The 24112-nt window shown below is 51.1% G+C and carries 19 protein-coding genes; 6 read left to right on the top strand and 13 right to left on the bottom strand.

Translation table 11 applies throughout. The features are described from left to right. Window positions 1-28: 28 nt before the first annotated feature. From EG028_RS16230 to EG028_RS16260, 7 genes are all read right to left on the bottom strand, one after another. Window positions 29-1588 carry a carboxypeptidase-like regulatory domain-containing protein gene (locus EG028_RS16230; RefSeq protein ID WP_120517602.1) on the bottom strand — a complete coding sequence of 520 codons (1560 nt, stop codon included), beginning with the start codon at window positions 1586-1588 and terminating at the stop codon, window positions 29-31. Beyond that, window positions 1588-2130, bottom strand: coding sequence for an RNA polymerase sigma factor (locus EG028_RS16235; protein ID WP_241559157.1), 543 nt, complete (start codon window positions 2128-2130; stop codon window positions 1588-1590). The genes EG028_RS16230 and EG028_RS16235 overlap by 1 nt, the downstream gene beginning before the upstream one ends. 96 nt (window positions 2131-2226) lie before the next feature. Further along, window positions 2227-3741 (bottom strand): bifunctional phosphoribosylaminoimidazolecarboxamide formyltransferase/IMP cyclohydrolase, encoded by a 1515-nt coding sequence (gene purH, locus EG028_RS16240; RefSeq protein ID WP_120517604.1) that lies wholly within the window; start codon window positions 3739-3741, stop codon window positions 2227-2229. A gap of 12 nt (window positions 3742-3753) precedes the next feature. Beyond that, a complete protein-coding gene (locus tag EG028_RS16245; protein WP_120517605.1) occupies window positions 3754-5802 on the bottom strand; it encodes a ComEC/Rec2 family competence protein in 2049 nt (682 codons plus the stop codon). A gap of 93 nt (window positions 5803-5895) precedes the next feature. Further along, on the bottom strand, window positions 5896-8712 hold the full coding sequence (carB, locus tag EG028_RS16250; RefSeq protein ID WP_120517702.1) for a carbamoyl-phosphate synthase large subunit: 2817 nt from the start codon (window positions 8710-8712) through the stop codon (window positions 5896-5898). A 173-nt stretch (window positions 8713-8885) separates the two neighbouring features. Further along, window positions 8886-9317 (bottom strand): hypothetical protein, encoded by a 432-nt coding sequence (locus tag EG028_RS16255; RefSeq protein WP_120517606.1) that lies wholly within the window; start codon window positions 9315-9317, stop codon window positions 8886-8888. Between the two features lie 262 nt (window positions 9318-9579). Then, complete coding sequence (locus tag EG028_RS16260; protein WP_120517607.1) at window positions 9580-10149, bottom strand: helix-turn-helix transcriptional regulator; 570 nt, start codon at window positions 10147-10149, stop codon at window positions 9580-9582. 124 nt (window positions 10150-10273) lie between these two features. On the opposite strand from EG028_RS16260, the gene EG028_RS16265 reads away from it, so the two are divergent. The 4 genes from EG028_RS16265 (at window position 10274) to acs (ending at window position 14404) form a co-directional block, all read left to right on the top strand. Next, entirely contained in the window at window positions 10274-10516 is a 243-nt protein-coding gene (locus tag EG028_RS16265; RefSeq protein ID WP_120517608.1) for a hypothetical protein, read from the top strand. 81 nt (window positions 10517-10597) lie between these two features. After that, the gene (locus EG028_RS16270) at window positions 10598-10864 is read left to right on the top strand and encodes a hypothetical protein (RefSeq protein WP_123864690.1); all 267 of its coding nucleotides are present in this window, start codon (window positions 10598-10600) and stop codon (window positions 10862-10864) included. A gap of 311 nt (window positions 10865-11175) precedes the next feature. Further along, window positions 11176-12321 carry a tetratricopeptide repeat protein gene (locus EG028_RS16275; RefSeq protein WP_120517609.1) on the top strand — a complete coding sequence of 382 codons (1146 nt, stop codon included), beginning with the start codon at window positions 11176-11178 and terminating at the stop codon, window positions 12319-12321. A gap of 169 nt (window positions 12322-12490) precedes the next feature. Continuing rightward, the gene (gene acs / locus EG028_RS16280) at window positions 12491-14404 is read left to right on the top strand and encodes an acetate--CoA ligase (RefSeq protein WP_120517610.1); all 1914 of its coding nucleotides are present in this window, start codon (window positions 12491-12493) and stop codon (window positions 14402-14404) included. A gap of 132 nt (window positions 14405-14536) precedes the next feature. On the opposite strand, the gene EG028_RS16285 is transcribed toward acs, so the two are convergent. The 6 genes from EG028_RS16285 to EG028_RS16310 form a co-directional block, all read right to left on the bottom strand. Next, complete coding sequence (locus EG028_RS16285) at window positions 14537-15091, bottom strand: L,D-transpeptidase family protein (protein ID WP_120517611.1); 555 nt, start codon at window positions 15089-15091, stop codon at window positions 14537-14539. Between the two features lie 115 nt (window positions 15092-15206). After that, on the bottom strand, window positions 15207-18143 hold the full coding sequence (locus EG028_RS16290; RefSeq protein ID WP_120517612.1) for a M16 family metallopeptidase: 2937 nt from the start codon (window positions 18141-18143) through the stop codon (window positions 15207-15209). A 118-nt stretch (window positions 18144-18261) separates the two neighbouring features. After that, a complete protein-coding gene (locus EG028_RS16295) occupies window positions 18262-18603 on the bottom strand; it encodes a hypothetical protein (protein ID WP_123864691.1) in 342 nt (113 codons plus the stop codon). Window positions 18604-18729: 126 nt separating this feature from the next. Next, window positions 18730-19662, bottom strand: a complete 933-nt coding sequence (locus EG028_RS16300; RefSeq protein WP_120517614.1) for an outer membrane beta-barrel protein — start codon at window positions 19660-19662, stop codon at window positions 18730-18732. Window positions 19663-19688: 26 nt separating this feature from the next. Then, on the bottom strand, window positions 19689-20777 hold the full coding sequence (locus tag EG028_RS16305) for an anti-sigma factor family protein (RefSeq protein ID WP_120517615.1): 1089 nt from the start codon (window positions 20775-20777) through the stop codon (window positions 19689-19691). A gap of 26 nt (window positions 20778-20803) precedes the next feature. After that, window positions 20804-21289, bottom strand: a complete 486-nt coding sequence (locus tag EG028_RS16310; protein WP_120517616.1) for an RNA polymerase sigma factor — start codon at window positions 21287-21289, stop codon at window positions 20804-20806. Window positions 21290-21736: 447 nt separating this feature from the next. Between EG028_RS16310 and kbl the strand changes: the two genes are divergently transcribed. Then, window positions 21737-22939, top strand: a complete 1203-nt coding sequence (gene kbl, locus EG028_RS16315) for a glycine C-acetyltransferase (protein WP_120517617.1) — start codon at window positions 21737-21739, stop codon at window positions 22937-22939. Window positions 22940-23230: 291 nt separating this feature from the next. Then, entirely contained in the window at window positions 23231-24034 is an 804-nt protein-coding gene (locus EG028_RS16320; RefSeq protein WP_120517618.1) for a class D beta-lactamase, read from the top strand. Window positions 24035-24112: the final 78 nt, after the last annotated feature.

Raw genomic sequence — 24112 nt, forward strand, 5'->3', positions numbered from 1 at the left:
GGAAGCGGCTTGTTAAGGATTTATCAGGTTATTGCGCGGGAACCAGTTCTATCGGCACTCTCAGGTGCACGGTGGACTTTTTGCCGTTTGATGCGGGTATCCACTCCGGCCCTTCTTCCACATTCCTGATGGCGGCTTTGCCGGCTTCTTCATGGAAAGGATTGTTTGCCTTGAAGTTTTTCATTGAGCCGTTGGGCATTACGGTGAAAGATATCTCCACGTCACCGGCCATTTTTTCTTTCAGGCCTTTTACCGGTACTATTTTGATGCCATCGAGGTATCTACGGTACGCGGTGTCTCCGTAATAGGGTGTGGCCGCCAGCACGGCTTTTTTGCGGACGGAGCCGTAACCCACGACCACCACATCGTTCAGCGCTTTGCTGTCCGCGGGCAGGCGTACGTTCAGGTTGCTTTGATTGCTTGCCACGGCAAGGTTCACCTGTTCATAGCCCACATATGAAAAATCGAGGTCCAGTTTTTTGTTGGGCTCTACCTTCAGTGCGAAGTTACCGGCAGTGTCCGTTACAGCGCCCTTATTGGTGCCACGTATGCGGATCGCTACTCCTGTCAGGCGCTGGCCGCTTTCCGCGTCTATTACCTGGCCGCTGAGTATGCGGAGGTCGTTTTCCTCGGAGTAGCGGCGGTATTTGGCTTCAGTGCCTGTTACAACGCCCTCCACTTTGTTTCCCTGTGCCAGTGCTTTCCGTCTTGCGGCATCAGCGCCGAAAGCGTAGGAGGTAGTATCGGCCTGCGCACGGCCTATTAGTATCGTATCGATCTTATCATTTAAATGTACCTCTTCCTTGGCTACCAAAGGCGCAGGCGTGGCGCGGGAAGCAACAGCATATCCGGATGTTTCAGCCTCTTTCACCGCAGGCGGGGGAGGTGGTGCCGCAGCTGGTTTTGCCCTTGCCTCGGTCTGCCTGGCGGCGTCCGATCTTTTCTCTGCTTTAGCGATTTCCTGGCGGCTCTGTGCGTCCAGGCCGTTTTTACTGGTATTTGGAAGGGCCGGTTTGGCAACATCTTTTGTTTTCGCGGGAGCTTCCGCTTCTTCAATTGCGGGAACTGCACTCAGCGCCCCGGCGGGTGCGGAATCCTTCGCTTCATCGGCAGCCGGAGTACTGATTGAATCCGCCGAATTGATCAGGCCGGGCTGAACAACGGCCGTATCCCTTTTGGCCTTGGGCACCTGGGCAATATCCTGCTCACCAGGGCCTTTATTCAGCATCATCAGCCCGCCTACCGTTAAAATGACCAGGATAACGGCTGCCGCAGCCCAGCGGTAATCCAGGCGGCGCACTTTGCCTTTTTCCGGCGGGGTATCGGACTGAACAGCAGCGGCTGCCGGAACAACGATGGCGTCTTTTTTACCGGCGCTCACCCTTTCCCCCAAACGAGCCCCAAGATCCGATAACGCGGCGGACTGGTCAGGCTCATGCATGGCATACCCTTCCAGCGCATCCGCCAGGAAAGGATCATCCAGCGCCTGTTTTTCGAGGGCGTGCATGGTTTTATCATCCAGCTCGCCTGCCAGGTACCGGCGGATCAGGTCCGCAGTTGGTTTAATATGTCCTTGATTATCAGCCATTAATTCTTTTCCATACAAATTTTCAGGTTCCTTTTCCCGTTCTGTATATAGCTTTTGACCTTTGTCATTTCATAGCCGGTGATCTCGGCTACCTCGCGGTAGCTTTTTTCCTGCAGGTAAAACAGGTTCACACTGCGTTTCTGCTCTTCCGGCAAGGTTTCCAGGCACCGCTCCATCACCTGGAGGTTCGCTTCCAGGTTAAATCCGTTTTCAGGATGAATATTTTCGCCTGATTCCATAAATCCATTGTCGTCCATGGAAACAATCCTGCCCTTGCTGGCCCTGATCTTCATCAGGCAATGGTTGCGGCTGAGCACATGTAGCCAGCCCCGGAAATTCTGTACTTCGTGATTTTTCACCTTTTCGATCAGCTCCTCAAATATCTGCATGACCGCGTCTTTGCTGCTTTCTTCGTCTAAGTACTTGAGGCACACCCCATATACGAGGTTCATGTAGCGTTCATACAATGCCGCCAGGTAGTCCAGCCGACCGGATTCTTTGTATTCCCGGATCAGAGTGGCGTCATCGGCTTCCTTCATCATATGTTGCTGCAAAAAGGGCATCTACGTTGGCAATACTACAAAAAAAAGGCTGCATCCTCTCCAGATGCAGCCCTGTTTTATAAGGTAAAAATGTGTTTAGTGACGGAAGTGCCTCATGCCGGTGATCACCATGACCATGCCGTTCTCTTTGGCGAAGGTGATGGAATCATTGTCGCGGATGGAGCCGCCTGGCTGGATCACAGCGTTGATGCCTTCCTCATGCGCGATGCGTACGCAATCGTCGAAGGGGAAGAAAGCATCCGAAGCCATCACAGCGCCTTTCAGTTCAAAACTGAACTGTTTGGCCTTTTCGATGGCGTGGCGCAGCGCGTCGATGCGGGAGGTCTGGCCGCAGCCTTTCCCTACGAGCTGACGGTCTTTTACCAGTGCGATGGCATTGGATTTCAGGTGTTTACACACGATGTTGGCAAACTCCAGGTCAGATTTCTGTGCTGCGGTAGCGGGCTGTGCGCCGGTATCGTTCCAGGTGATGAAGCTGCCTTCGTCGTTGTCCTGTACGAGTACGCCGTTCAGCACGTTCTTGAACATTTTGTCCGTCTTCAGCGGCTGTTTTTGCAGCAGCAGGATGCGGTTCTTTTTCGCCTGGAGTATTTCCAGCGCTGCGGGCTCAAACCCGGGCGCAATGAGAATTTCGAAGAAAATTTCGTTGATGGCTTTGGCTGATTCGGCATCTACCGGTTTGTTACATACCAGTACGCCACCAAATGCGCTTTCTTTATCGCCTGCCAGGGCGGCTTCCCAGGCTTCCGCCAGCGTGGGCCTGCTGGCGATGCCGCATACGTTGGTATGTTTGATCACGGCGAAAGTGGTTTCCTGGAACTCGGCGATCAGCTGTACGGCAGCGTCTACGTCTACTAGGTTGTTATAGGAAAGTTCTTTGCCATGCAGTTTGTCGAACAGGTCGTTCAGGTTGCCATAGAAAACGCCTTTCTGGTGTGGGTTTTCGCCGTAGCGGCATACCTGGCCCTGGGGCACGGAGAGCTGGAAGTAATCCTGCTCCTGGTTTTTCAGGAAATAACCGGCAATGGCCACATCGTAATGCGCGCACACTTCAAATGCCTTCGCGGCGAAGTTCCTGCGCTGCTCCAGGCTGGTAGCGCCGTTGCCGTCCACCAGTGCCTTCTCAAGGTCCGCATACTGGTTTTTGGAAGCTACGATCACTACATCTTTATAGTTTTTACCGGCCGCACGGATCAGGGAAACGCCGCCGATATCGATCTTTTCGATGATGGTTTGTTCTTCTGTGGTGCTTTTAACGGTTTCTTCAAAGGGGTAAAGGTCTACGATCACGAGGTCTATCTCGGGTATCTCGTACTGGGCAAGCTGCTCCAGGTCCTGGGGATTTTCCCTGCGGGCGAGGATACCGCCAAATACTTTGGGGTGGAGGGTTTTAACACGGCCGCCCAAGATGGAGGGATAAGCGGTGAGGTCTTCCACGGCCACACATTTTACACCCAGCTCTTCGATGAACTTCTGCGTTCCGCCGGTAGAGTAAATAGTTACGCCTTGCTGGCCCAATGTTTTAACGATATTCTCCAGGTTATCCTTATAGAAAACGGAGATCAAAGCTGATTTGATTTGCTTTTGCATGCACAGTAATAATTAGAGATTTACAACAAAGGCTCCTTGGTCCGGAACCGAAAAGCAGCGCAAAGGTAGTTCGTTGCAGGCATTTTTCCACTTTCTGAGCAGGAAAGCTGTGTTTGATGCATCAAAAATGAGCTGGTCGTATATAAAAAATTCCTGCAAACGGCTGATATCGACCTTTGGATTATGTGAAAACAATATGTAATCTATTTTGATCTTTTTTGATACGGGTGGCGCGTGCTGAAGGTTGCCCCTGAGGATCAACATGCGTTTGTTCCCCGCACTCAGCAGGCAACCATCGCGGATATACGAAATACGGACAACATCCTTCACGCCCAGTTCCAACTGTGAAGCGGCCAGTTGCGGATGAATCAATCCCGCGCTATCCCCCGCCAGGGTACTTTTCCTTCCTTCAATATATTCAACAGCCGTCAGCTTCGGAAGGTTGTAGATCACCAGCAGTTTTTGTTCCTGCCAGCGGATACGCCGCGCAGCGCCCAGGAAAACAAAAACAAACATCCCTCCCAAAGCCCACCACAACGCACCCTTTTTCTTCAGCAGCCACATCACCAGGCAGGCTACCGTAACGACATACAGCAGGAACATCTGTTCCATGCTAAGCGCTATCCCGTTCACCACCGCCCCCGGGATCCGGTCTATCCACCGGATGAGCGTATTCATCACAAAGATGCCATACTCCAGCGCCTTCCCCATAAACTCCGCCAGCAACGGCACTTCCACTAACATCATCAGCCCTATTTCTCCATACAGCAATAAGGTGGACAACGGCACCGCCACGATATTCGCCAGCAGGAAATAATTCGGGAACTGGTGAAAATAAAACAGGCAAACAGGCCAGGTGAAAGCCTGCGCAGCCATTGAAACTGCCACCATTTGCCACAATTTATCCGCCCACTTATTTTCTATCATCCAAAGATCATATAGCGGCTGGTAACACAACACAATACCCGCCACCGCCAGGAAGGAAAGCTGAAAACCTGCGTCCACCAGGAAATATGGATTATAACACAACAACAGGAAAGCCGCCGCGGCTAGCGTATTAAAGATATTGGAATGCCTGGCGATCACGAATTGCCCGAGCGCAATAGTCGTAAACATCACGGCTGAGCGGAGCACTGATGCAGAAGCGCCCGTCAGCAGGGAAAATCCCCACAACACTGTTATCAGCAGGAAAGCCTTCAGGAAATCTGCCCATCGTTTGCGCGGCAGCCACTTCAACAGTTGCAGCAAACTCACATAGATCAGCCCCAGGTGCAGGCCGGAGATAGCAATGATATGCACCACGCCTGTATTCGTATATGCCTGCACAATCTCTTTATCCAGCTCATCACGATAGCCGATCAGCAAAGCCTGCGCGACGCCGTATTCTTCTTTTCCCGGGATATATCTTTTTAATGCGTTCAATGAATAAGACCGGGCGGCATTTAGCCAGCGGCCCAGCCGGTTCCCTCCTTTCCCCGGTAGCATCCGCCATGCAGCTTTATCCAGGAAAACCTGGTGATAGATATTCCTGTAGGCACAATACCGCGCATAATCAAATGCGCCGGGATTGCCGGAGCTCCTGATCCTTTGCGGCCCTCCGCGGAACAATATCCTGCTTCCGTAATCCAGCGGCGGCGCCTCGCGGAAATACAACAGTAATTTCCCTGTCACCTCTTTCCATTCACCATTATGCACCATCAATACCTCCGCTTCCGCTTTCCAGGATTGTTTTTTCTTCACAGGCGGCTCTTTTAGCACAGCCACGCAATACATACTGTCTTTTACAACGTGCCCCAGCCAATCATCCCGCCGTTTCACATCCGATATACACATCAGCGAAAAACCAAGACAGCACAGCAGCCCCAACACTGCGGCGCCACGGTATTGTCGCCAGGCAAACTGTTTCCGGATATTAAAAAACACAGGGACCAGCCAGACGATCACACAAATGATCATACACTCCCAGGGAATAAGCGGGTAATACATCCCGCCTGTGATGCCCGCCGCGAAAGGCAGCAGCAAACGAAGGAATGGCGCGGTGCGCCAAAGGTTAACAAACATCGGTTACAAACAATGATACTCCCCGAATGTAACGAAAAAAGAGGCTGCCCCTGAAACGGAGCAACCTCTTTTTTATATTTTTTTGAACCTGGTTTATTTGCTCAGGTGCATGCTTCTTTCTTTGTAAAGCGTGCGGAAGTAAGGATCGCGGAGATCTTTGATGAAGCGGATAGCCTCACCGGTAGATTTCATTTCGGGGCCCAGCTCCTTGTTCACGCCCGGGAATTTGTTGAAGGAGAACACCGGTTCTTTGATCGCAAAACCTTTCAGTTTTTTCTCGATCTTAAAATCAGTGAGTTTATTTGCGCCGAGCATCACTTTGGTAGCGATGTTCAGGTAAGGTACCTGGTAGGCTTTCGCGATGAAAGGCGTGGTGCGTGATGCACGCGGGTTCGCTTCGATCACGGCTACCTTGCCGTCTTTGATCGCGTACTGGATGTTGATCAGTCCGCGGATATCGAGCGCGCGCGCGATCTTCTCAGCGTAATATTCCATCGTGGTCACAACCAGCTGGCTCAGGTTAAACGCAGGCAGCACCGCGTTGCTGTCGCCACTGTGGATACCAGCGGGCTCGATGTGTTCCATCACGCCCATCACATGGAAGTTCTCCCCGTCAAAAATGGCGTCTATCTCAGCCTCCTGGCAACGGTCCAGGAAGTGGTCGATCAGGATCTTATTGCCGGGAAGGTGTTTCAGCAGGCTCAGCACGGATGCTTCCAGCTCTTCCTCGTTGATCACGATACGCATACGCTGGCCGCCGAGTACGTAGGAGGGGCGCACCAGTACGGGGTAACCCACTTCTTTCGCCACTTCTATCGCATCGTCTGTATTGTAAGCGGTGCCATATTTAGGATAAGGAATGCCCAGTTCTTTCAACAGGTCGGAGAATCGGCCGCGGTCTTCCGCGATGTCCATGTTGTCAAAGGAAGTACCGATAATGCGGACGCCTTTTTCGGTGAGTTTTTTGGCAAGTTTCAGGGCCGTCTGGCCGCCGAGCTGCACGATCACGCCTTCCGGTTTTTCCAGCTCGATGATGTCCCAGAGATGCTCCCAGTATACCGGCTCGAAATACAGTTTATCCGCCATGTCGAAGTCTGTAGACACCGTTTCGGGGTTACAGTTCACCATGATGGCTTCGTAACCGCACTCCTGGATGGCTTGCAGGCCGTGGGTACAGCAGTAATCGAACTCAATACCCTGGCCGATCCTGTTAGGGCCGGAACCGAGCACGATCACTTTCTTTTTATCGGAAGGGATGCTTTCGTTCTCTGTATCGAAAGTGGAATAGAAGTACGGTGTTTTGGCTTCGAACTCCGCGGAGCAGGTGTCCACCATTTTGTAAGTACGGGTAATGCCGAGGGATTTACGTTTCTCGTACACTTCATCTTCTTCACAGTTGGTGAAGATGAGCGCCAGCTGTTTGTCGGAGAAGCCCATTTCTTTGGCTTCTTTCAGCATGGAGGCGGGTACGGAATCGAGGTCGTGTTCCATCAGCTGTTTTTCCAGCGTCACGATATCGTTGATCTGGTGGAGGAACCAGCGGTCGATCTGCGTAGCCTGGTGAATGGATTTTACGGACATGCCTTCCATGAGCGCGTCTTTGATGCGGAAGATGCGATCCCAGGTGGGGCGCTTCAGCTTCTCTATCAATTGTTCGCTTTTCATGAGGGATTTGCCGTAATAACCGAGGCCAACGGCTTCGTTCTCAAGGCTCTGGCAGGCTTTCTGGATGGCTTCGGGGAAAGTGCGGCCGATGGCCATTACTTCACCTACCGATTTCATCTGCAGGCCGAGGGTATCGTCTGCGCCTTTGAATTTATCGAAGTTCCAGCGCGGCATTTTTACGATCACGTAATCCAGCGCGGGTTCAAAATATGCGGAAGTGGTGCGGGTGATCTGGTTTTCCAGTTCGTCCAGGGAATAACCGATGGCGAGTTTGGAAGCGATCTTTGCGATCGGGTAACCGGTGGCTTTGGATGCAAGAGCGGAAGAGCGGCTTACGCGGGGGTTGATCTCGATGGCGATCAGCTCTTCATTTTCAGGATTCATCGCAAACTGCACGTTACAGCCGCCTGCGAAGTTGCCCAGCTCGCGCATCATCCTGATGGCCTTGTTGCGCATGTCCTGGAAAGCGGTATCGCTGAGGGTCATGGCCGGGGCCACGGTGATGGAATCGCCGGTGTGGATGCCCATCGGGTCGAGGTTTTCCACGGTACAGATGATCACCACGTTATCGTTCATGTCGCGGAGCAGCTCCAGCTCATATTCTTTCCAGCCGAGCACTGCTTTTTCCACGAGCACTTCGTGTACGGGGGAGGCTTTCAGGCCACGGTCCAGCGCTTCGTCCAGGTCTTCTTTGCCATGTACAAAACCACCGCCGGTGCCGCCAAGCGTAAAAGATGGGCGTATAACGAGGGGGAAACCGATCTCCTGTGCGAATTCCTTGCCTTCCAGCAGGGAGTTTGCAGTGCGGGCGGGGGCCACGGAGATGCCCATCTGGATCATCCACTGGCGGAACTGCTCGCGGTCTTCGGCTTTGTCGATGGCCTTGATGTCCACCCCGATCAGTTTTACATTAAACTTTTCCCAGATACCGAGCTCGTCCACATCTTTACAAAGGTTGAGGGCCGTCTGGCCGCCCATGGTGGGAAGTACGGCATCGATCTGGTTTTCTTCCAGGATCTGCTCAATGCTTTCCACGGTAAGAGGCAACAGATATACCTTGTCAGCCATCATAGGGTCCGTCATGATCGTAGCGGGATTGCTGTTGATCAAAATCACCTTGATTCCTTCTTCCCTAAGCGAACGTGCCGCCTGGGAACCGGAATAGTCAAATTCACAGGCCTGACCAATAATAATGGGACCGGAACCGATAATGAGAACTGATTTGATAGATGTGTCTTTGGGCATCTTTTTTATTAGCTTTTTATAATGAAAAACCATGCGATTTTTCAGCGCTCCTGCGAACTAAAAAATCGTGCAAAGTTACGGGAATAATTAATTAATTCCCCGGAGAAATTTGGAGATGCCGGAAAGAAAGTATCGGTGTGGGTTTATTTTATATTTAAATAATCCTGAATCTTTTAGCCGTTATCAGTGGCATACACGTATACGAGCTTCCACTGGCCGTCCACTTTCTGGAATTCGAAGTCTTCAATCGTGGCGGAATCTTCGTCCACCATCGTCTTGTCGTCTTCGCTGAGGGCTTTGCGGGCGCGCAGCATGCCGTATTTATTGATGAAGTCGTCTTTGGCTGGCATTTCGAGGTAAACGGAAAAAAAACCGGGGAATTCCTGCCGGCCGATGGTCTGCACGGAGGTATCCGCCAGGCTCTTTTTAACCACCAGGGGGAATTCGATATATTGGCAAACGGCGTTGTAGTCTTTTTTAACGATCGCGGTGTACAGCTTTTTCCAGAATGCTTCAAACTCTTTCACTTCGGGAGCGGAGGCTGGCTGGGCTTTTACCACCAGCAGGCACAGGCACATGGCCAGGGATAGCAGGCTTTTTTTCATAGTTCCAGGGATAGCTTGTTATAAATATAAAAATGCTAATATATGTATTATAAAGGAGAAAAGGAAGTTCTGGCCAGGGATTTTTCCCTAATCCGCAAATTATTTTCCCGATATGTACTGATTATGAATGTTGGGGCAGGTAAATTTGCTGCTACTATCATCCCGGCTTGTTAACATCAGAACCCGTAAATTCCTGACCTTTGAAACCCTAGGGATGCTGCTGCCGTTGGCGGTGGCATCTTTCTTTTTGGGGCATATGTGACTAGAGGGGCGGCTGCCCTCTCAGCCTGGAGATCTCTACCAGGGCTTTGTTATATTCTTCCAGCAGCTTGTAATACTTGTCTTTCCAGCTTTCCAGTTCCGGCACTTCCGGATTGTCCTCCACATGGTTGGTACCCAGGAATTCTTTTGCCGTGATCTCCAGCACCTGGCAGACCTTTTTTAACTGCTCGGGGGTGAACTGCGGTTTTTCTATCAGGTTGTACAACGCACGGCGGCTGAGGTTCATCCGATCCGCTAGGCGGGTTTTGTTCAGCCCCTTTTCTTCGATCAGTTCATCCAGGCGATGGCCCTGGTGAAGGTCCGACACCGGCTGCGAAGGCACGCGGCGGGGATGCGTCCAGGCGTAAAATTCGTCGAGGCTGATGCCGAGGAGCGTGCAGAACTCAAGCAGGGTGGCTCTTTTGATGGCTTCTTTGCGGAAATAGTAATGAGCTATCTGGTTGGAGAAACCAGCCCTTTTGGCAAAGTCCAGGATCTTGATATGCTTGTCCCGCACGATCTGTTTTAACCGGGCGCCTTCATGGATAATATTTTTGGGAATTACCTCCACTGTAAATAATTTTTGTTATACTTGTAACAGGTGTCAATAAATAGTGTGATGCTTCTATTATCAATATAACATTTTTATTGACATTTTGAGAAAAACTGAATCAAAATGACAAATTTAACTGCTAATGGAAACAAACCAACTTTCATCCAACAACCTCCTACTGGACCTGCATGCTGAGATGATCCAGCTGCCAAAAACCTTTCGTGACAGCGTATGTAAGGAATGTGGCTGGAGCGAGGCCACATTTTACCGGAAAGCAAAGGGCATGTACCCGTTCAGCAACGCGGAAAGGGACAAGATCCTGGCTGTGGGGGACGGCCTTCTCAAACGTATCCGGGAAAGGTGCAACAAATACCGCCCACGTTAACTGCACAACAGTGTAAACATTTTCTGCGGTATGAATGATTTTAAGTGACAACACCCCTGTTTTAACACCCAAACCCACACCATGCAACAAACAGAAACCAGCCTACGAAAACTGATCTCCGGCTTTCTCCGGCACGTGCACGCTGAGGCGGGCGATTCCATCAAACACATCTCGGTTACCGTTCATGGTCAGCTGTACCATTTAGAGGATGGCCGGTATACTGAACAATTGGCTACCTGTAAAATGCCAGGCGCAAAATCGCTTTATTACCAGTCTTTGCAGGTAGAAGGGCCGATCGATAACATGGTGACGCTGATAGCCACCAGCAGGCGGCCCCCTGGCACTTAAAAGCCGTATGCCAACCGTTACCGGCCGCGCTACATAAGATCCGCGCAACCCGCGTCACATCCCCGGTTATAGCTCACATCCGCCATCCGTGAAGTACCGTGGCATGTATTTGCGTTATCCCTGTCCCCATTTTGAACATCAGGGGCATCCCGGAGATTAATCCTGGTATGATGCCCCTGTTTTTTAAAATATGCCGCTCCATCACCCTGCTGCCCAAAATTTATGACCCTTGCAACCAACAGGGCAAAAGATGTTAACTAAAGCGTTCGTTTTATAAAACTAAATGCTTAGTTTTATAAAAACAGATCGATATGCTCCGCAGATTTTCCGCATTATGCCTGCTGTTATGCAGCGCAGTCATTGCAAAAGCACAGGACCAGCTGGACAAAAGCCTGCTGATGGACTATTTACAGGAACAGCAGTACGATAAAGTGATCCGTTATATGCAGGAAACAGTAAAACCTTCGCATGTGAACGGGCTGGCCATACTCGCCAATGCTTACCTGCAAAACGGGCAGACGGCGGACGCGGAGAAAACCTATCAGCTGGTGCTGGAAAAAGATTCGATTAACATTGCCGTGCTTCAGCAGCTGGGCAATATCGCCAGGGCTCAGCAGCAGTATGCCAAAGCGCTGGGTCATTATTCAAAACTGGTGGAGCTGCGGCCCTCTAATGCCATCTATTTTAAACAACTGGCGAATACCGCTTCCAATCTCGTAGGCCTGCAGGACACTGCTTTCGCACTCATGAAAGTTTCCTATCAGCTGAATCAGAAAGACGCTTCCGTGGTAACGTTCCTTGCTGAAGAATACCTGGACCGCAAAGATTACCTGCATGCGGATAGTTTGCTGAAACAATATTACCTGCTCGATTCTACCAACACGCTTGTGATAGCCGCCATTATAAAATCTTCCTATCAGCAGAAAAAACACCGGGACGTAGTGACCTATGGTGAACAACTGGTCAGCTCCAATACTGTAAACATGGTCTCATTTACCTTTCTGGCGATTTCTCATTATACGCTGGAGCATTACGACAGCACCATCAGGGTATATGATAAATTGGTGGAGCTGGCGCAGAATGAGCCGGAAACATTAAAATATTATGCGGCTCTATCGTACGCTCAACTCAAACAATACGATAAGAGCAACGAGATGCTGGAACAATGTATTGCCGCCGCCAAAAGCCCTACGCTGGATGCCTTTTACACCGCCCTTGCCGGCAATTATGAGGCAATGAAACAGTACCGCGCCGCTATTTCCAACTACGACACGGCTTATTACCTCTTCAAAGACCCGATGCGCCACTACGGTATAGCGCGCATTTACGATCAGTATGTACAGGACCCGCAGAAAGCGAAAAGATATTATGAGTTATTCCTCAAAAACTCCAAACCGGAGAGCAAAGATGAAAGGGACATCCAGGCTTATGTGAAAGAACGGGTAAAGAGCTTATAAACTTCCGCTATTATTCAACCCCATAAACCCGGCCCCTGTGGCTGGGTTTTATATTTCAATTTGAATTAATTCAATGTTATTCTGACATTATTTGATATTGTTCAATCATAAATCATTAAATTTAAGCCCCGTTAAAAAAACCGATAACATATAAATCTTTTTGGGAATCATGTCGTACCCATACCAACTCAAGAGCTTCGAAGATTATCAGCAAGCCTGGCAGCACAGTGTAACAGACCCGGAAGGATTCTGGGCAAACGTAGCAGATCATTTTTACTGGCGCCGTAAATGGGATAAAGTGCTGGAATGGGATTTTAAAACCCCTGATGTAAAATGGTTTTCCGGCGCACGTCTCAACATCACTGAAAACTGCCTTGACAGGCACCTGGGCACGCTCGGCAACCAACCCGCCATCATCTGGGAGCCGAACGATCCGGAAGAAAGGCACCGCATTCTTACTTACAGGGAATTATACAACAAGGTTTGCCAGTTTGCCAATGTGCTCAAAAACAACGGCGTTAAAAAAGGCGACAGGGTGTGCATCTACATGGGCATGATCCCTGAGCTGGCTATTGCCGTACTGGCGTGTGCACGCATCGGCGCCATCCACTCCGTGGTATTCGGCGGCTTCAGCGCGCAGTCCATTGCCGACCGTATCCAGGATGCGCAGTGTAACCTCGTGATCACCTGCGACGGTGCATTCCGCGGCGCAAAAGATATCCCGCTTAAATCCGTGATAGACGATGCGCTGATGGCCTGCCCATCCGTAAAAAGAGTGATCGTATGCACCCGTACCCGCACGCCCGTGAGCATGCTCAAAGGCCGCGACGTATGGTGGGAAGACGAGATCAAACAAGTGGAAACGATGGGCAATCCGCCTGTGCCCGCTGAAGAAATGGAAGCGGAAGACATGCTCTTCATCCTCTACACTTCCGGCTCCACCGGCAAACCCAAAGGTGTGGTACACACCTGCGGCGGCTACATGGTATACGCGAATTATACTTTTATCAACTCATTCCAATACAAACCGGGACAGGTTTATTTCTGTACGGCGGATATCGGCTGGATCACCGGCCACAGCTACATCGTGTACGGCCCGCTGAGCGCGGGCGCCACCACGCTGATGTTCGAAGGCGTGCCCACATATCCTGACGCAGGGCGTTTCTGGGATATCGTGGACAAATTCAGGGTGAACATCCTGTACACCGCCCCTACAGCTATCCGCAGCCTCATGGGCTACGGGCTTGGGCCGGTAAATCATAAAGACCTCAGCTCTCTCACCACACTTGGCACCGTGGGCGAGCCTATCAATGAAGAAGCATGGCATTGGTACAAAGACCAGATCGGGAAAGGTAAATGCCCCATCACCGATACCTGGTGGCAAACCGAGACCGGTGGCATCATGATAGCGCCCATCGCGGGCATCACGCCTGAAAAACCAGGCTACGCCACGCTCCCGCTTCCCGGCATTCAGCCCATACTCGTGGACGAAACCGGGAAAGAGATCGAAGGGAACGGTGTGAACGGGAACCTCTGCATCAAGTTCCCATGGCCCGGCATGATACGCACTACTTATGGCGATCATGAACGTTGCCGCACCACGTATTTCTCCACTTACGAAAATCTTTACTTCACCGGCGACGGCTGTCTCCGTGACGAAGACGGTTATTACCGCATCACCGGCCGCGTGGACGATGTGCTGAACGTAAGCGGTCACCGCATTGGCACCGCCGAAGTGGAAAACGCGATCAATATGCACGCGGGTGTAGTGGAAAGCGCGGTGGTAGGTTACCCGCACGAGATCAAAGGCCAGGGTATTTATGCATTTGTGATCGCTGAAAAGCAGGTGAAAGACCCGGAGCTTACCCGGAAAGACATCATGCAGACAGTATCCCGCATCATCGGCCCTATTGCCAAACCGGACAAGATCCAGTTTGTGAGCGGCCTTCCCAAAACACGCTCAGGCAAGATCATGCGCCGCATCCTGCGCAAAATTGCCGAAGGTGAAATGGACAATCTCGGCGATACCACTACCCTCCTCGATCCCGCTGTTGTAGAAGAGATCAAGACAGGCAGGTTGTAATTATCCGTTAGAACATATAAAGGGTTTCAAGGTCGCAAGGCTTTGAAACCCTTTTTTATTCATTTCGTATTAAAAAATAAACGGCTGCTCCTTTTTCAGGAACAACCGTTTTCTTATTTTCCATATCCGCGGTTACGGCCGTATCACCACGGGCGTTCCCACTTTCACGACATCATAAATTTCATTGATATCTCCATTCTTCAGGCTCACACATCCAAGCGTCCAGTTGATGCGCTGGTCCACATAATTGTCGCGGATGCCGGAGGCGTACTCCACACCGTGCAACCCAATACCCCCGCCGATATCCGCGCCGCGCGATATCTGGCCGGTGGCCTGGCGCTGCTGGAATTTTGAATACGATTCGGCGTTGGGATAATCCAGCAGCAGGAACCGGCTCCACCGGTTGTCATACCGCTTGGAGAGGATGCGGAAAGTGCCGTCGGGAGTCCGTTTGTCTCCCTGCATAAATTTATCCGCGGTTGTATTACTGCCGAATACAACTTTGTAGATCTTGATCAATGTCACGTCTTCATAAACGTACATACGATAGTCGCTTTTATCGACGAGCAGGAAAACCTTGTCCACATCTATCCTGGAAGGGTTCAGCCTAACGGAATACAGGTCGGAAATATTGTGCTCAAACGCAAAAAGCGGTAATACGACAATCAGAAAGCAATAGCGCCACATGGTAACATAGGTGGTTTATCGATTTCTAGAACGGCGGAGAAACTGTGAATATTGTGTTAAAAAAATGAGACGCGGCCAGCGCGTCTCATTCCTCTATTTTTATTGGCCGCAAAGATCAGTAACCGAAGATTTCCTCCAGCGATACTTTCTGTACTTCCCCGTATTTCTTCAGATCATCGAGGCTCACTTTTTTCTCGGAAGCCAGGATGCAGTAGGAATAAGGTTTACCCGCAATATTTTGTTGGTGGAGTTTTTTCACGTCATCAAATTTCAGGTTGTCCACCGTTTCGTACACGTTCTTACGGATATCCGTATCCAGCCCGAGTTTCTGCGCATTGAGGTAGCTGAACACGATGCCGTCCTGCGTGATCCTTTCTGTTTCCAGGTCTTTTTTGAGGCTGCTGCGCGCGGTCTCAAAATTCTTTTCGGATTCGGGAATCACATTCAGCAGTTCGTTCATACCGGCGATCGCTTCGTTGATCTTGTCCGCCTGGCTGCCTACGTAGGCGAGCATGGCGTAACGGTCTGCTTTTTTATTGGGCTGTGCGTATACCGCGTAAGTGGAATATGCCAGCGCTTTGGATTCACGGATGGTCTGGAACACGATGGAGCCCATACCGCCGCCGAAATAATTGTTAAACAGGTTCACCACGGCGGACTGACCCGGGTCAAATACATCGCCGTTGCGCACCCAGTTCACTTCCGCCTGCACCATGTCGTAATCGGCAAACAACACTTTGTTATTCGCCATCACGGTTTTTTCAAACTTCAGCTGCGGCATGTCTTCTTTGAACGAGCCGGGCTGCTGGTGCAGTTTGGTGATCTTCGCGGAAGCGGTGCTCAGTTCATCCGGGCCGTAGTAGATCACCGTATGACGGTAAGCAGGCAGCTCATGCAGGATGGCCACCAGTTCCGCCGCGGTAAGGCTGTTCAGCTCCTCGGTGCTCAACTGGTTATTGAACGGATTTTTCGCGCCATATGTTGCGTAGGAGCGCAGGCCGCTCAGGATCTGGGCTTTGTTCAGCTTGTTGTCCGAACGTGCTTTCTGCATCCTGTTCTTCATGCCCGCCAATACCTGTTCGTCTGCTTTGCAGTTATTGATCAGGTGGTCGAACAGTTCAACGGCTTTGTCAAAGTTTTCCTGCAAGCCCGTAATGGAAATTGTGGTTTCCTCGTTGCCGGGTTGTACGCTGAAGTTGCAGGCGATGTTGTAAAACTGTTTGCTGATCTCTTCGGAAGAGTATTTATCCGTACCGAGGTATTGCAGGTATTGCGCGGCCAGCGGCAGTTTTTTGTTGTTCCAGCTGCCCATGTTGAAACGGTAGTAGAGGCGGAACAGGCCGTTGTCTTTGTTCTGCACATACAACAGGTCCGCATTACCGGCTTTGCCTTTCTGGATGTCTTTGTTATAATCCAGCCACTGGGGTTTCACAGCGGTTTCAGGCATGTCCGCTACTTTTTTCAGGAACTCGGACTGTGCGTCGCGGTTCACTTCCACCGGGGTGATCGGCGGTTTTTCCACTTTCACGATGCTTTTGTCCTCGCCTTTGCGTTTGTACAGCAGCACGTAATTGTTCGCCAGGTATTTATTGGCGAAGTCCATGATCTGCTTTTTGGTCACCTTGCTCATATCCTCGATGTAGGCCACATCGTACAGCCAGTTCTGGCCGCGGTGTTTGATAAAGGCGTCCATCAGGCTGTTCGCGCGGTTGCCGTTGCTTTCCAGGCCTTGTATCTCGAACAGCTTGAAGTTATTCACTATCGCGGTGATCAGGCTTTCGTCAAATTCGCCTTTGCGCAGGATATCCACCTGTGCAAGCAGGAGGTCTTTCACGTCGTCCAGCGACTGGCCTTGTTTGGCGCGGCCGCTCAGGGCAAATACGGTATAATCTTTCCAGGGCAGGGTGCTTACGCCGGCGCCCAGTACTTTCTGTTGTTTGTTGAGGTTCAGGTCCAGCAGGCCGGCTTTACCATTGGACAGTATTTGCGACAATACTGTGAGCACTACCGCATTTTTGGTGTCCAGCGCGCCGGACATTCGGTATGCAATGTTCACGTTCTCCGCGTCAGGCCCGAACACTTCTTTCACGATGGGGCTGGTGATGAGCTTTTCCACCGGGGCTTTGTATTCCACCACCGGCTTTTTCTGCATGTAGGAAAACGCTTCGTCGATGCGTTTGATCACATAATCCGGGTCGAAGTCGCCGGCCATTACGATGGCCATGTTGTTCGGCACGTAATATTCGTTGTAAAACTTGCGGATAGCGACGAGCGACGGGTTTTTGAGGTGATCAACAGTACCGATGGTGGACTGCTGGCCGTAGTTGTGGGTCGGGAACAGGGTGGCCAGCATGGTTTCATACATCTTGCGGCCGTCATTGTCCAGCCCACGGTTCTTTTCTTCATATACAGCTTCCAGTTCCGTATGGAAGATGCGGAACACGGGATCTTTGAAACGCTCCGCCTGCACGGCCAGGAACTTGTCCACGGCGGTGGAGGGAATGTCTTCCTCGTACACGGTTTCTTCCACCCAGGTATGGGCATTGGTGCCCTGGGCGCCCATATTGGTCATCATTTTATCGTACTCGTTGGCGATCGCGTATTTGGCGGCGAGGCCGGAGATACTGTCTATCTGGTGGTAAACGGCTTTACGCGCGTCCGCACCGGTGGTTTTGTTGTATTTGTCGTACAGGTTGGTGATCTGGTCCAGGTAGGGTTTTTCTTTGGTCCAGTCCAGCGATCCGAAGTGGGTGGTGCCTTTAAAGAGCAGGTGCTCCAGGTAGTGGGCAAGGCCGGTATGGTCTTTCGGATCGTTGTTGCTGCCGGCGCGTACGCCAATGAGGGTTTGGATGCGCGGGTCTTTTTTATTGACGCTGAGCATCACGGTCAGGCCGTTTTTAAGGGTGTAAAAGCGGGCCTGCATGGGGTCTCCGGAAATATAACGGTAGGAATATCCTCCGGAGGAGGCTTCTTTCCATTCGTGTTTTGACTGGGCTTTGCCCTGAAGGGAAGCGGCAAGTACCAGGACGAGGAACAGGTGGATAATTCTCATACAGTTGGTTTGAAGATTTTCAAACCAAATATAAAAATGCGCAGCCACATTCGGTGTTGAAACCGGGAAAATATGTGTCCCGACGGGATGAACGGTCAAAAAATGCCTTTGTGACCGGTTACCGGTGCATCAGGCTGGTAGCGAACACGCGATGGGGCACCAGGGGGCTTGCGGCAGTTTGGAAAACCGAATCCATTTTGATGTACAGTACATGGTAATGATTGGTAACGTACAGGTTATGATCGCCGTGATAAGCCTGAAAAAGGCTGTCCGGCATGTAAACCAGGGATTCAGTGGCCTGGGGAACAGGTAATTTGGGGGTGCTTCCGGGGATGTTCACTTCGGCCGCGGGGCTTGCAGTTTCGCTCAGTTCCGTAGGATTGACCGGTAATTTCAATTTGCTTGCATGCATAAACACAATACCACTCACGACAGCAACAAATGACAAGATGGATCTCATACTTCTCAAGTTTGGTTGTGTACAGTTTTAATAGGATAACTCAAATCACAGGATTGTTACCCAACCTATTCATACTTTTCTGGTTTCCTTACTTTTTGCTTTTTATACGGGCTGTAAAGGTAAGTATTAGAATCCGTTAAACCGAAAACCGACTGAAAAAGGGTACTGTTCCAGCCCGTAATCGTGCAACGGGGTTAATGCGAAATTACTGTACAGTTTGATGGGTCCGTAAGCGACCTCGCCGGTAAGGCCAAACCTCCACTTATTCAGGCTGAAATCATCCGTCAGTCTCACTTTCCCGCGTTCTTCGCTCACCTGTTTGGTACGGGACTTAAGCAGGTAACCGCCCTGAACACCTAAACTTACTTCAAAACTCCTGCCAGGCCTTGCCGGGTTGGAATTAAAGTTCAGCATCAGTGGTATAGAAACATATTGAGCGAACAGTTTGTTCTTGGAGAAATCCACCGAGTCGCGGATAACAGTGGTGGAATAGCCGGGTACGTAAGTAATATTACGCGCAAAGCGGTAGTTATTCATCTCCAGGCCCAGGGCGTAGATCAGGTTCAGCTTGTGTTTCACCAGATTCAGCCTTTGCATGATCACCCACACGTTGAAGTTGATCGACTTGGAGGGTATGAGCTTAAACTCCGCAGGGGACAAAGGTTCACTGGCCATCCTTGGGGCGAAATTATTCAGCGCCTGACCGGAATAATCGAAACTTTTGTTCGCATACGACTGAATATAGCTTCCCCCCGGATAGTATTGCTGACCGTTCCCCGGGTGCAGGGACATGATCATCGCGGCGGGGTAGTCGCTTTTGTCACGGTAATTGTTAAAGCCAAGGTCCAGCACCAGCCATTTGGTATGGAGGTTCTTTTTCAGCTTCTGGCGGGCATAGGCCGTGTCCTGGTAGGCTTTGAAAACACTCTTCCCCTCGGCGGTTTTTCCCTTTACGATGATCAATCCCTTGATCTGTATGGTATCTATAGCCGCCTGTTGGGCGAAAGCGCCCGCAGACAGGAAGATGGTAAGGAGGGTGAGTAAAATTCTATACTTCATATGACTGTGCCGTTTTAGACGGTCCGTTATTTATTGGTATTCCTTTTTCTTGAAAATAATTTGGCCACGTTCGTCACTTTATCCAACACTTTGCTTTCCAGCCCGTTGCCTGTCACTGACATGATCAGCTCTCCCGGCTCTTTTGCGGGGGGCGGGGTGGCGAGCGCGGCGGCGGCCTGTATATCGATGGATGGCTTGTTGTTCATAGCCAGCACTGTTTCGTTCTCTTTCACTTTCGGGATGCTGTTTGCCAGGTCCGTGCTCACAGCCGGGCGGGCGGCGGGGTCCTGTGCAGCCTGTGTGCGGAGGCTGGAAAGGTCCGCGGCGGCAACGGACTGTTCCGGTTCGCGGGTGGAAACAGTTTCCGTATTGTTCACATTATTGGAAGACGCCTGGGCCAATGTGGGGCGGGAAGGCGCCGGTGTGTTGCTTTGCTCTTCAGCGGCTGTATTCGTACGCTCCTGCACCAGCTGGTCGGCATCGGGCTGTGCGGTGTTTTCATTCCCGGAAGCGCCCGGTGTGTTTGCCTGCGGTGCGGCCGGAACCGGTTCATTCCCTGCCGGGGCGGGGGAAGGTTTGGCAGCGGCGAACTGCGGAGCGGCGGTATCTTCCTGGTTAAAGGTATTCCTCAGCAGGAAAAGGGAGCCGGCCAGCATAGCGGCTGCGGCCCACCAGTAAGCGGGGCGCATGCGTACAGTACGGGTGGCGGTATGGCGGTAAAGGGACGGTTTGTTCTCAAAACGAACGGACAGGTCGGGCACCAGGCGGGTCTTTTCCCAAACGGCCAGTTCCTGCCGGAGCTGCGGGTGCGCTTCCATAAAATGCTCCAGCTCTCTGGCGGCTGTTGCATCCAGCTCACCGTCCATATAGCTGAGCAGCTGGCTTTCGTAGTTTTCTTCGGACAGCTGGCTACTCCTGTAAAGAGCAGCTTTGCTGTTGAAAACCAGGTCTTCCGGCTGCAGGCGGGTAGCCATCAGCTGGTCCAGTTCCGTGCGGAGGTGCGGGTGCTGGTCAAGGAAAAGCTCCAGCGCCAGGGTTTCCTCCGGCGTCAGCTCCCCGTCTACATAACTGTAGAGGAACTCTTCGTAGTTTGATATGTGAATGTCTGTTGACATAAAAGACTGATTTTGAATACCTTTTCTTAAATCACGTTTTCCATTTTCACGAGATATTCCTTGAGGTGGGCCCTTGCCCTGTGCAGGTAAACCTTCACCTGCGAGGGGTTGAGCTTCATGATCTCCCCTATTTCTTCGTAGCTGTACCCTTCGTAGTCCTTGAGGACGATCAGGGACCGCTGTACATCACTAAGCCGGTTCAGCGCTTTCTCTATAATGGCCCTGGCATTGTGTATTTTCTGTTCCGTCACCTTTGCTTCTTCCCTGAATTCTTCCACCAGCGACACTCTTTTCACTTTCCGCACATGATCGATCATATTATGGTACGCTACGGTAAACAGGTAACTTTTGGCCTTTTCGAAAGGCACATCATTACAATGTTTCCATAATATTTCAAACGCATTCTGTACTACATCCCTGGCATCTTCCGTGTGTTCCAGGTTTTTGACGATAAAACGGAAGAGATTATCGCTATACAGATCCACGCATTTGTTGTACTCCTTTTCCGTCATCCGGCGATAGGTTCTTTAGAGTGCTAATTTCCGACAAATTGTTGATAGCGCCGCCTTTCCCTTCGGAACAGGACCGGAACGGCCGTGTTATCACCAGTTTCATGACAGAAATTCCACTATACGCCACGCTTTAAACGATACCCCGCTCAGCAACAACCAGGGTATCAGCGCACCTTTAGCGGCCGCCTGACGGACATTCAGCCTCCCTGCAGCGTTTACGGCCGGGGAAATTGAAGGCGGACAGAACAAACCACCGGATCATGGGGCGAACAGTACTTTTCGTCATAATCTACCGTCTATGATAATTGTATGACGCAAACCGGCAAACAAATGTTACACCTCGGTCAAACTTTTTATCCTTAGGGCAATTACCCGCCCTACCCTGTTTAAAGCTTGATACATTTATTGCCCTAACTTTGTTAGTGACAGACAAAAACACTCAAACTCATGAACCAAAATTTCATCAAACGTTTACAAACCGAGCTGGATGAAATCAATAATGCCGGGCTGTATAAACGGGAAAGGATCATTACCTCGGAGCAGGGCGCGGAAATTACCGTAGGCGGTAAGACCGTGATCAACCTCTGCGCCAATAACTATCTTGGCCTTTCCTCCCACCCGAAAGTGGTGTCGGCAGCCAAAGAAGCCATTGATACTCACGGCTACGGCATGAGCAGCGTCCGTTTCATCTGCGGCACGCAGGACATTCACGCCGAGCTGGAAAAAAAGATATCCAAATTCCTCGGCACCGAGGATACCATCCTGTACGTGGCTGCTTTTGACGCGAACGGCGGGGTATTCGAGCCCCTGTTCTCCGAGCAGGACGCCATCATTTCCGACGCCCTCAACCATGCTTCCATCATAGACGGGGTGCGCCTTTGCAAGGCCCAGCGCTTCCGTTACGAACATAACAACATGGCAGACCTGGAAGCCAAACTCCAGGAAGCCTCCGGCGCCCGCAGCCGCATTATCGTGACAGACGGCTCTTTCAGCATGGACGGCACCATCGCCCAGCTGGACAAGATCTGCGACTTGGCGGATAAATACGACGCCATCGTGATGAGCGACGAAAGCCACAGCAGCGGTTTCCTGGGCAAAACAGGCCGCGGCACCCACGAATACCGCGGCGTGATGGGCCGGGTAGACATTATCACCGGCACCCTCGGCAAGGCCCTCGGCGGCGCTTCCGGCGGCTTCACCAGCGGTAAAAAAGAAGTGATAGACATGCTCCGCCAGCGCAGCCGCCCCTATCTTTTCTCCAACTCCGTGGCCCCCAGCATCGTAGGCGCTTCCATCGCCGTGCTGGACATGCTCAGCGACACCACCGAGCTGCGCGACAAACTGGAATTCAACACCCGCTACTTCCGGGAAAAAATAACCGCCGCCGGCTTCGACATCAAACCCGGTGACCATCCCATTGTGCCGGTAATGCTCTACGACGCCAAGCTGAGCCAGGAATTTGCGGACAAACTCCTCCAGGAAGGCATTTATGTGATCGGGTTCTTCTTCCCGGTAGTGCCCAAAGGCCAGGCCCGCATCCGCGTGCAGCTGAGCGCCGCGCATACGCAGGCCCACCTGGACAAGGCCATTGCCGCCTTTACCAAAGTAGGGAAAGAACTGGGCGTGCTGAAAACCGCCGCGCACGTTTAAAAAGTACCAGCCGGGACTTCCCCGCCCTGATAGTATTTTCTTAAAAACGGCAGGATATACGAGGGATATAGGATCGTCGAACCATCGTCGAAGGAGAGTCGAAGGAGAAAAACTTGAAAATAGTATCAGATTGGGGAAAGAATACACGGTTTTGAGGGTTATGCTAAAACCTTCATGTTCAAAAAGTACCATACCCATTATAATGATGACGGGCGAAAACAAACGCCCGTCATTCTTTTTTATACGCGCTTAGCTTACTTTTGCCCCGTCTAACAAAAAACTTGAATACAGATGAAATTGCCCGGCCTGCTGCTGCTGACCATCGCCATCCTTTTCGGCGCCTGCTCTCCAAACAATGTGAAAGATGCTAAAGAATGGGAGAAATATTTCGCCAAACATAAACTGGAAGGCACTTTCATGATGTTTGACAATGGCCAGGGCTCCTTTAAAGTATATAACATCGACCGGGCAAAGCAACGTTTCAGCCCGGCTTCCACTTTTAAAATATTTAACTCCCTCACCGCGCTTCATACCGGCGCGGCCAGCGATACCAATATGGTCATCCGCTGGGACAGCATCGTGCGGCCGGACACTCCCTGGAACCATGATCTGACCATGGCGCAGGCTTTCCGCGTTTCCTCCGTGCCTTATTTCCAGGAAATAGCCCGCCGCATCGGCAAAGACACCATGCAGACCTGGCTGGACTCCGTGGGTTATGGCAATAAAAAGATCAGCAAAATAGATACCTTCTGGCTGGACAACTCCCTCCAGATATCGCCGGACGAGCAGCTGGGATTCGTGAAACAGTTGTATTTCAACCAGTTACCCTACCAGAAACGCGCCCAACAGCTGGTTTGCGGCATGATGATCCGGGAAAAGACAGACAAATACATTTTCGCCTGGAAAGGCGGCTGGGGCATCTCCGGCAAAAAACATATCGGCTGGCTGGTAGGCTGGATCGAGGAGAACCTGCATCCCACCTTTTTTGTGCTGAACTTCGAAACAGAAGATCCGAACCCGGATATCGAGGGAATGCGCCTGGAGATCACCCGCAATATCCTGGCGGAAGAAGGTTTTTTTAAAGGCGAAAGATAGGCTGCTGTTAAAAAACTCCTAAATCATTTCAAAACACCCTTGTAATACGTTATAAAAAAATTATTTTTGAACTGCTCC

The sequence above is a fragment of the Chitinophaga barathri genome (assembly GCF_003807585.1).
Taxonomy (GTDB): domain Bacteria; phylum Bacteroidota; class Bacteroidia; order Chitinophagales; family Chitinophagaceae; genus Chitinophaga; species Chitinophaga barathri.

Coding starts and splice junctions, on each gene's coding strand:
- EG028_RS16230 (WP_120517602.1), bottom strand. CDS start 1,588: ATGGCTGATAATCAAGGACATATTAAACCAACTGCGGACCTGATCCGC.
- EG028_RS16235 (WP_241559157.1), bottom strand. CDS start 2,130: ATGATGAAGGAAGCCGATGACGCCACTCTGATCCGGGAATACAAAGAA.
- purH (WP_120517604.1), bottom strand. CDS start 3,741: ATGCAAAAGCAAATCAAATCAGCTTTGATCTCCGTTTTCTATAAGGAT.
- EG028_RS16245 (WP_120517605.1), bottom strand. CDS start 5,802: ATGTTTGTTAACCTTTGGCGCACCGCGCCATTCCTTCGTTTGCTGCTG.
- carB (WP_120517702.1), bottom strand. CDS start 8,712: ATGCCCAAAGACACATCTATCAAATCAGTTCTCATTATCGGTTCCGGT.
- EG028_RS16255 (WP_120517606.1), bottom strand. CDS start 9,317: ATGAAAAAAAGCCTGCTATCCCTGGCCATGTGCCTGTGCCTGCTGGTG.
- EG028_RS16265 (WP_120517608.1), top strand. CDS start 10,274: ATGGAAACAAACCAACTTTCATCCAACAACCTCCTACTGGACCTGCAT.
- EG028_RS16270 (WP_123864690.1), top strand. CDS start 10,598: ATGCAACAAACAGAAACCAGCCTACGAAAACTGATCTCCGGCTTTCTC.
- EG028_RS16275 (WP_120517609.1), top strand. CDS start 11,176: ATGCTCCGCAGATTTTCCGCATTATGCCTGCTGTTATGCAGCGCAGTC.
- acs (WP_120517610.1), top strand. CDS start 12,491: ATGTCGTACCCATACCAACTCAAGAGCTTCGAAGATTATCAGCAAGCC.
- EG028_RS16285 (WP_120517611.1), bottom strand. CDS start 15,091: ATGTGGCGCTATTGCTTTCTGATTGTCGTATTACCGCTTTTTGCGTTT.
- EG028_RS16290 (WP_120517612.1), bottom strand. CDS start 18,143: ATGAGAATTATCCACCTGTTCCTCGTCCTGGTACTTGCCGCTTCCCTT.
- EG028_RS16295 (WP_123864691.1), bottom strand. CDS start 18,603: ATGAGATCCATCTTGTCATTTGTTGCTGTCGTGAGTGGTATTGTGTTT.
- EG028_RS16300 (WP_120517614.1), bottom strand. CDS start 19,662: ATGAAGTATAGAATTTTACTCACCCTCCTTACCATCTTCCTGTCTGCG.
- EG028_RS16305 (WP_120517615.1), bottom strand. CDS start 20,777: ATGTCAACAGACATTCACATATCAAACTACGAAGAGTTCCTCTACAGT.
- EG028_RS16310 (WP_120517616.1), bottom strand. CDS start 21,289: ATGACGGAAAAGGAGTACAACAAATGCGTGGATCTGTATAGCGATAAT.
- kbl (WP_120517617.1), top strand. CDS start 21,737: ATGAACCAAAATTTCATCAAACGTTTACAAACCGAGCTGGATGAAATC.
- EG028_RS16320 (WP_120517618.1), top strand. CDS start 23,231: ATGAAATTGCCCGGCCTGCTGCTGCTGACCATCGCCATCCTTTTCGGC.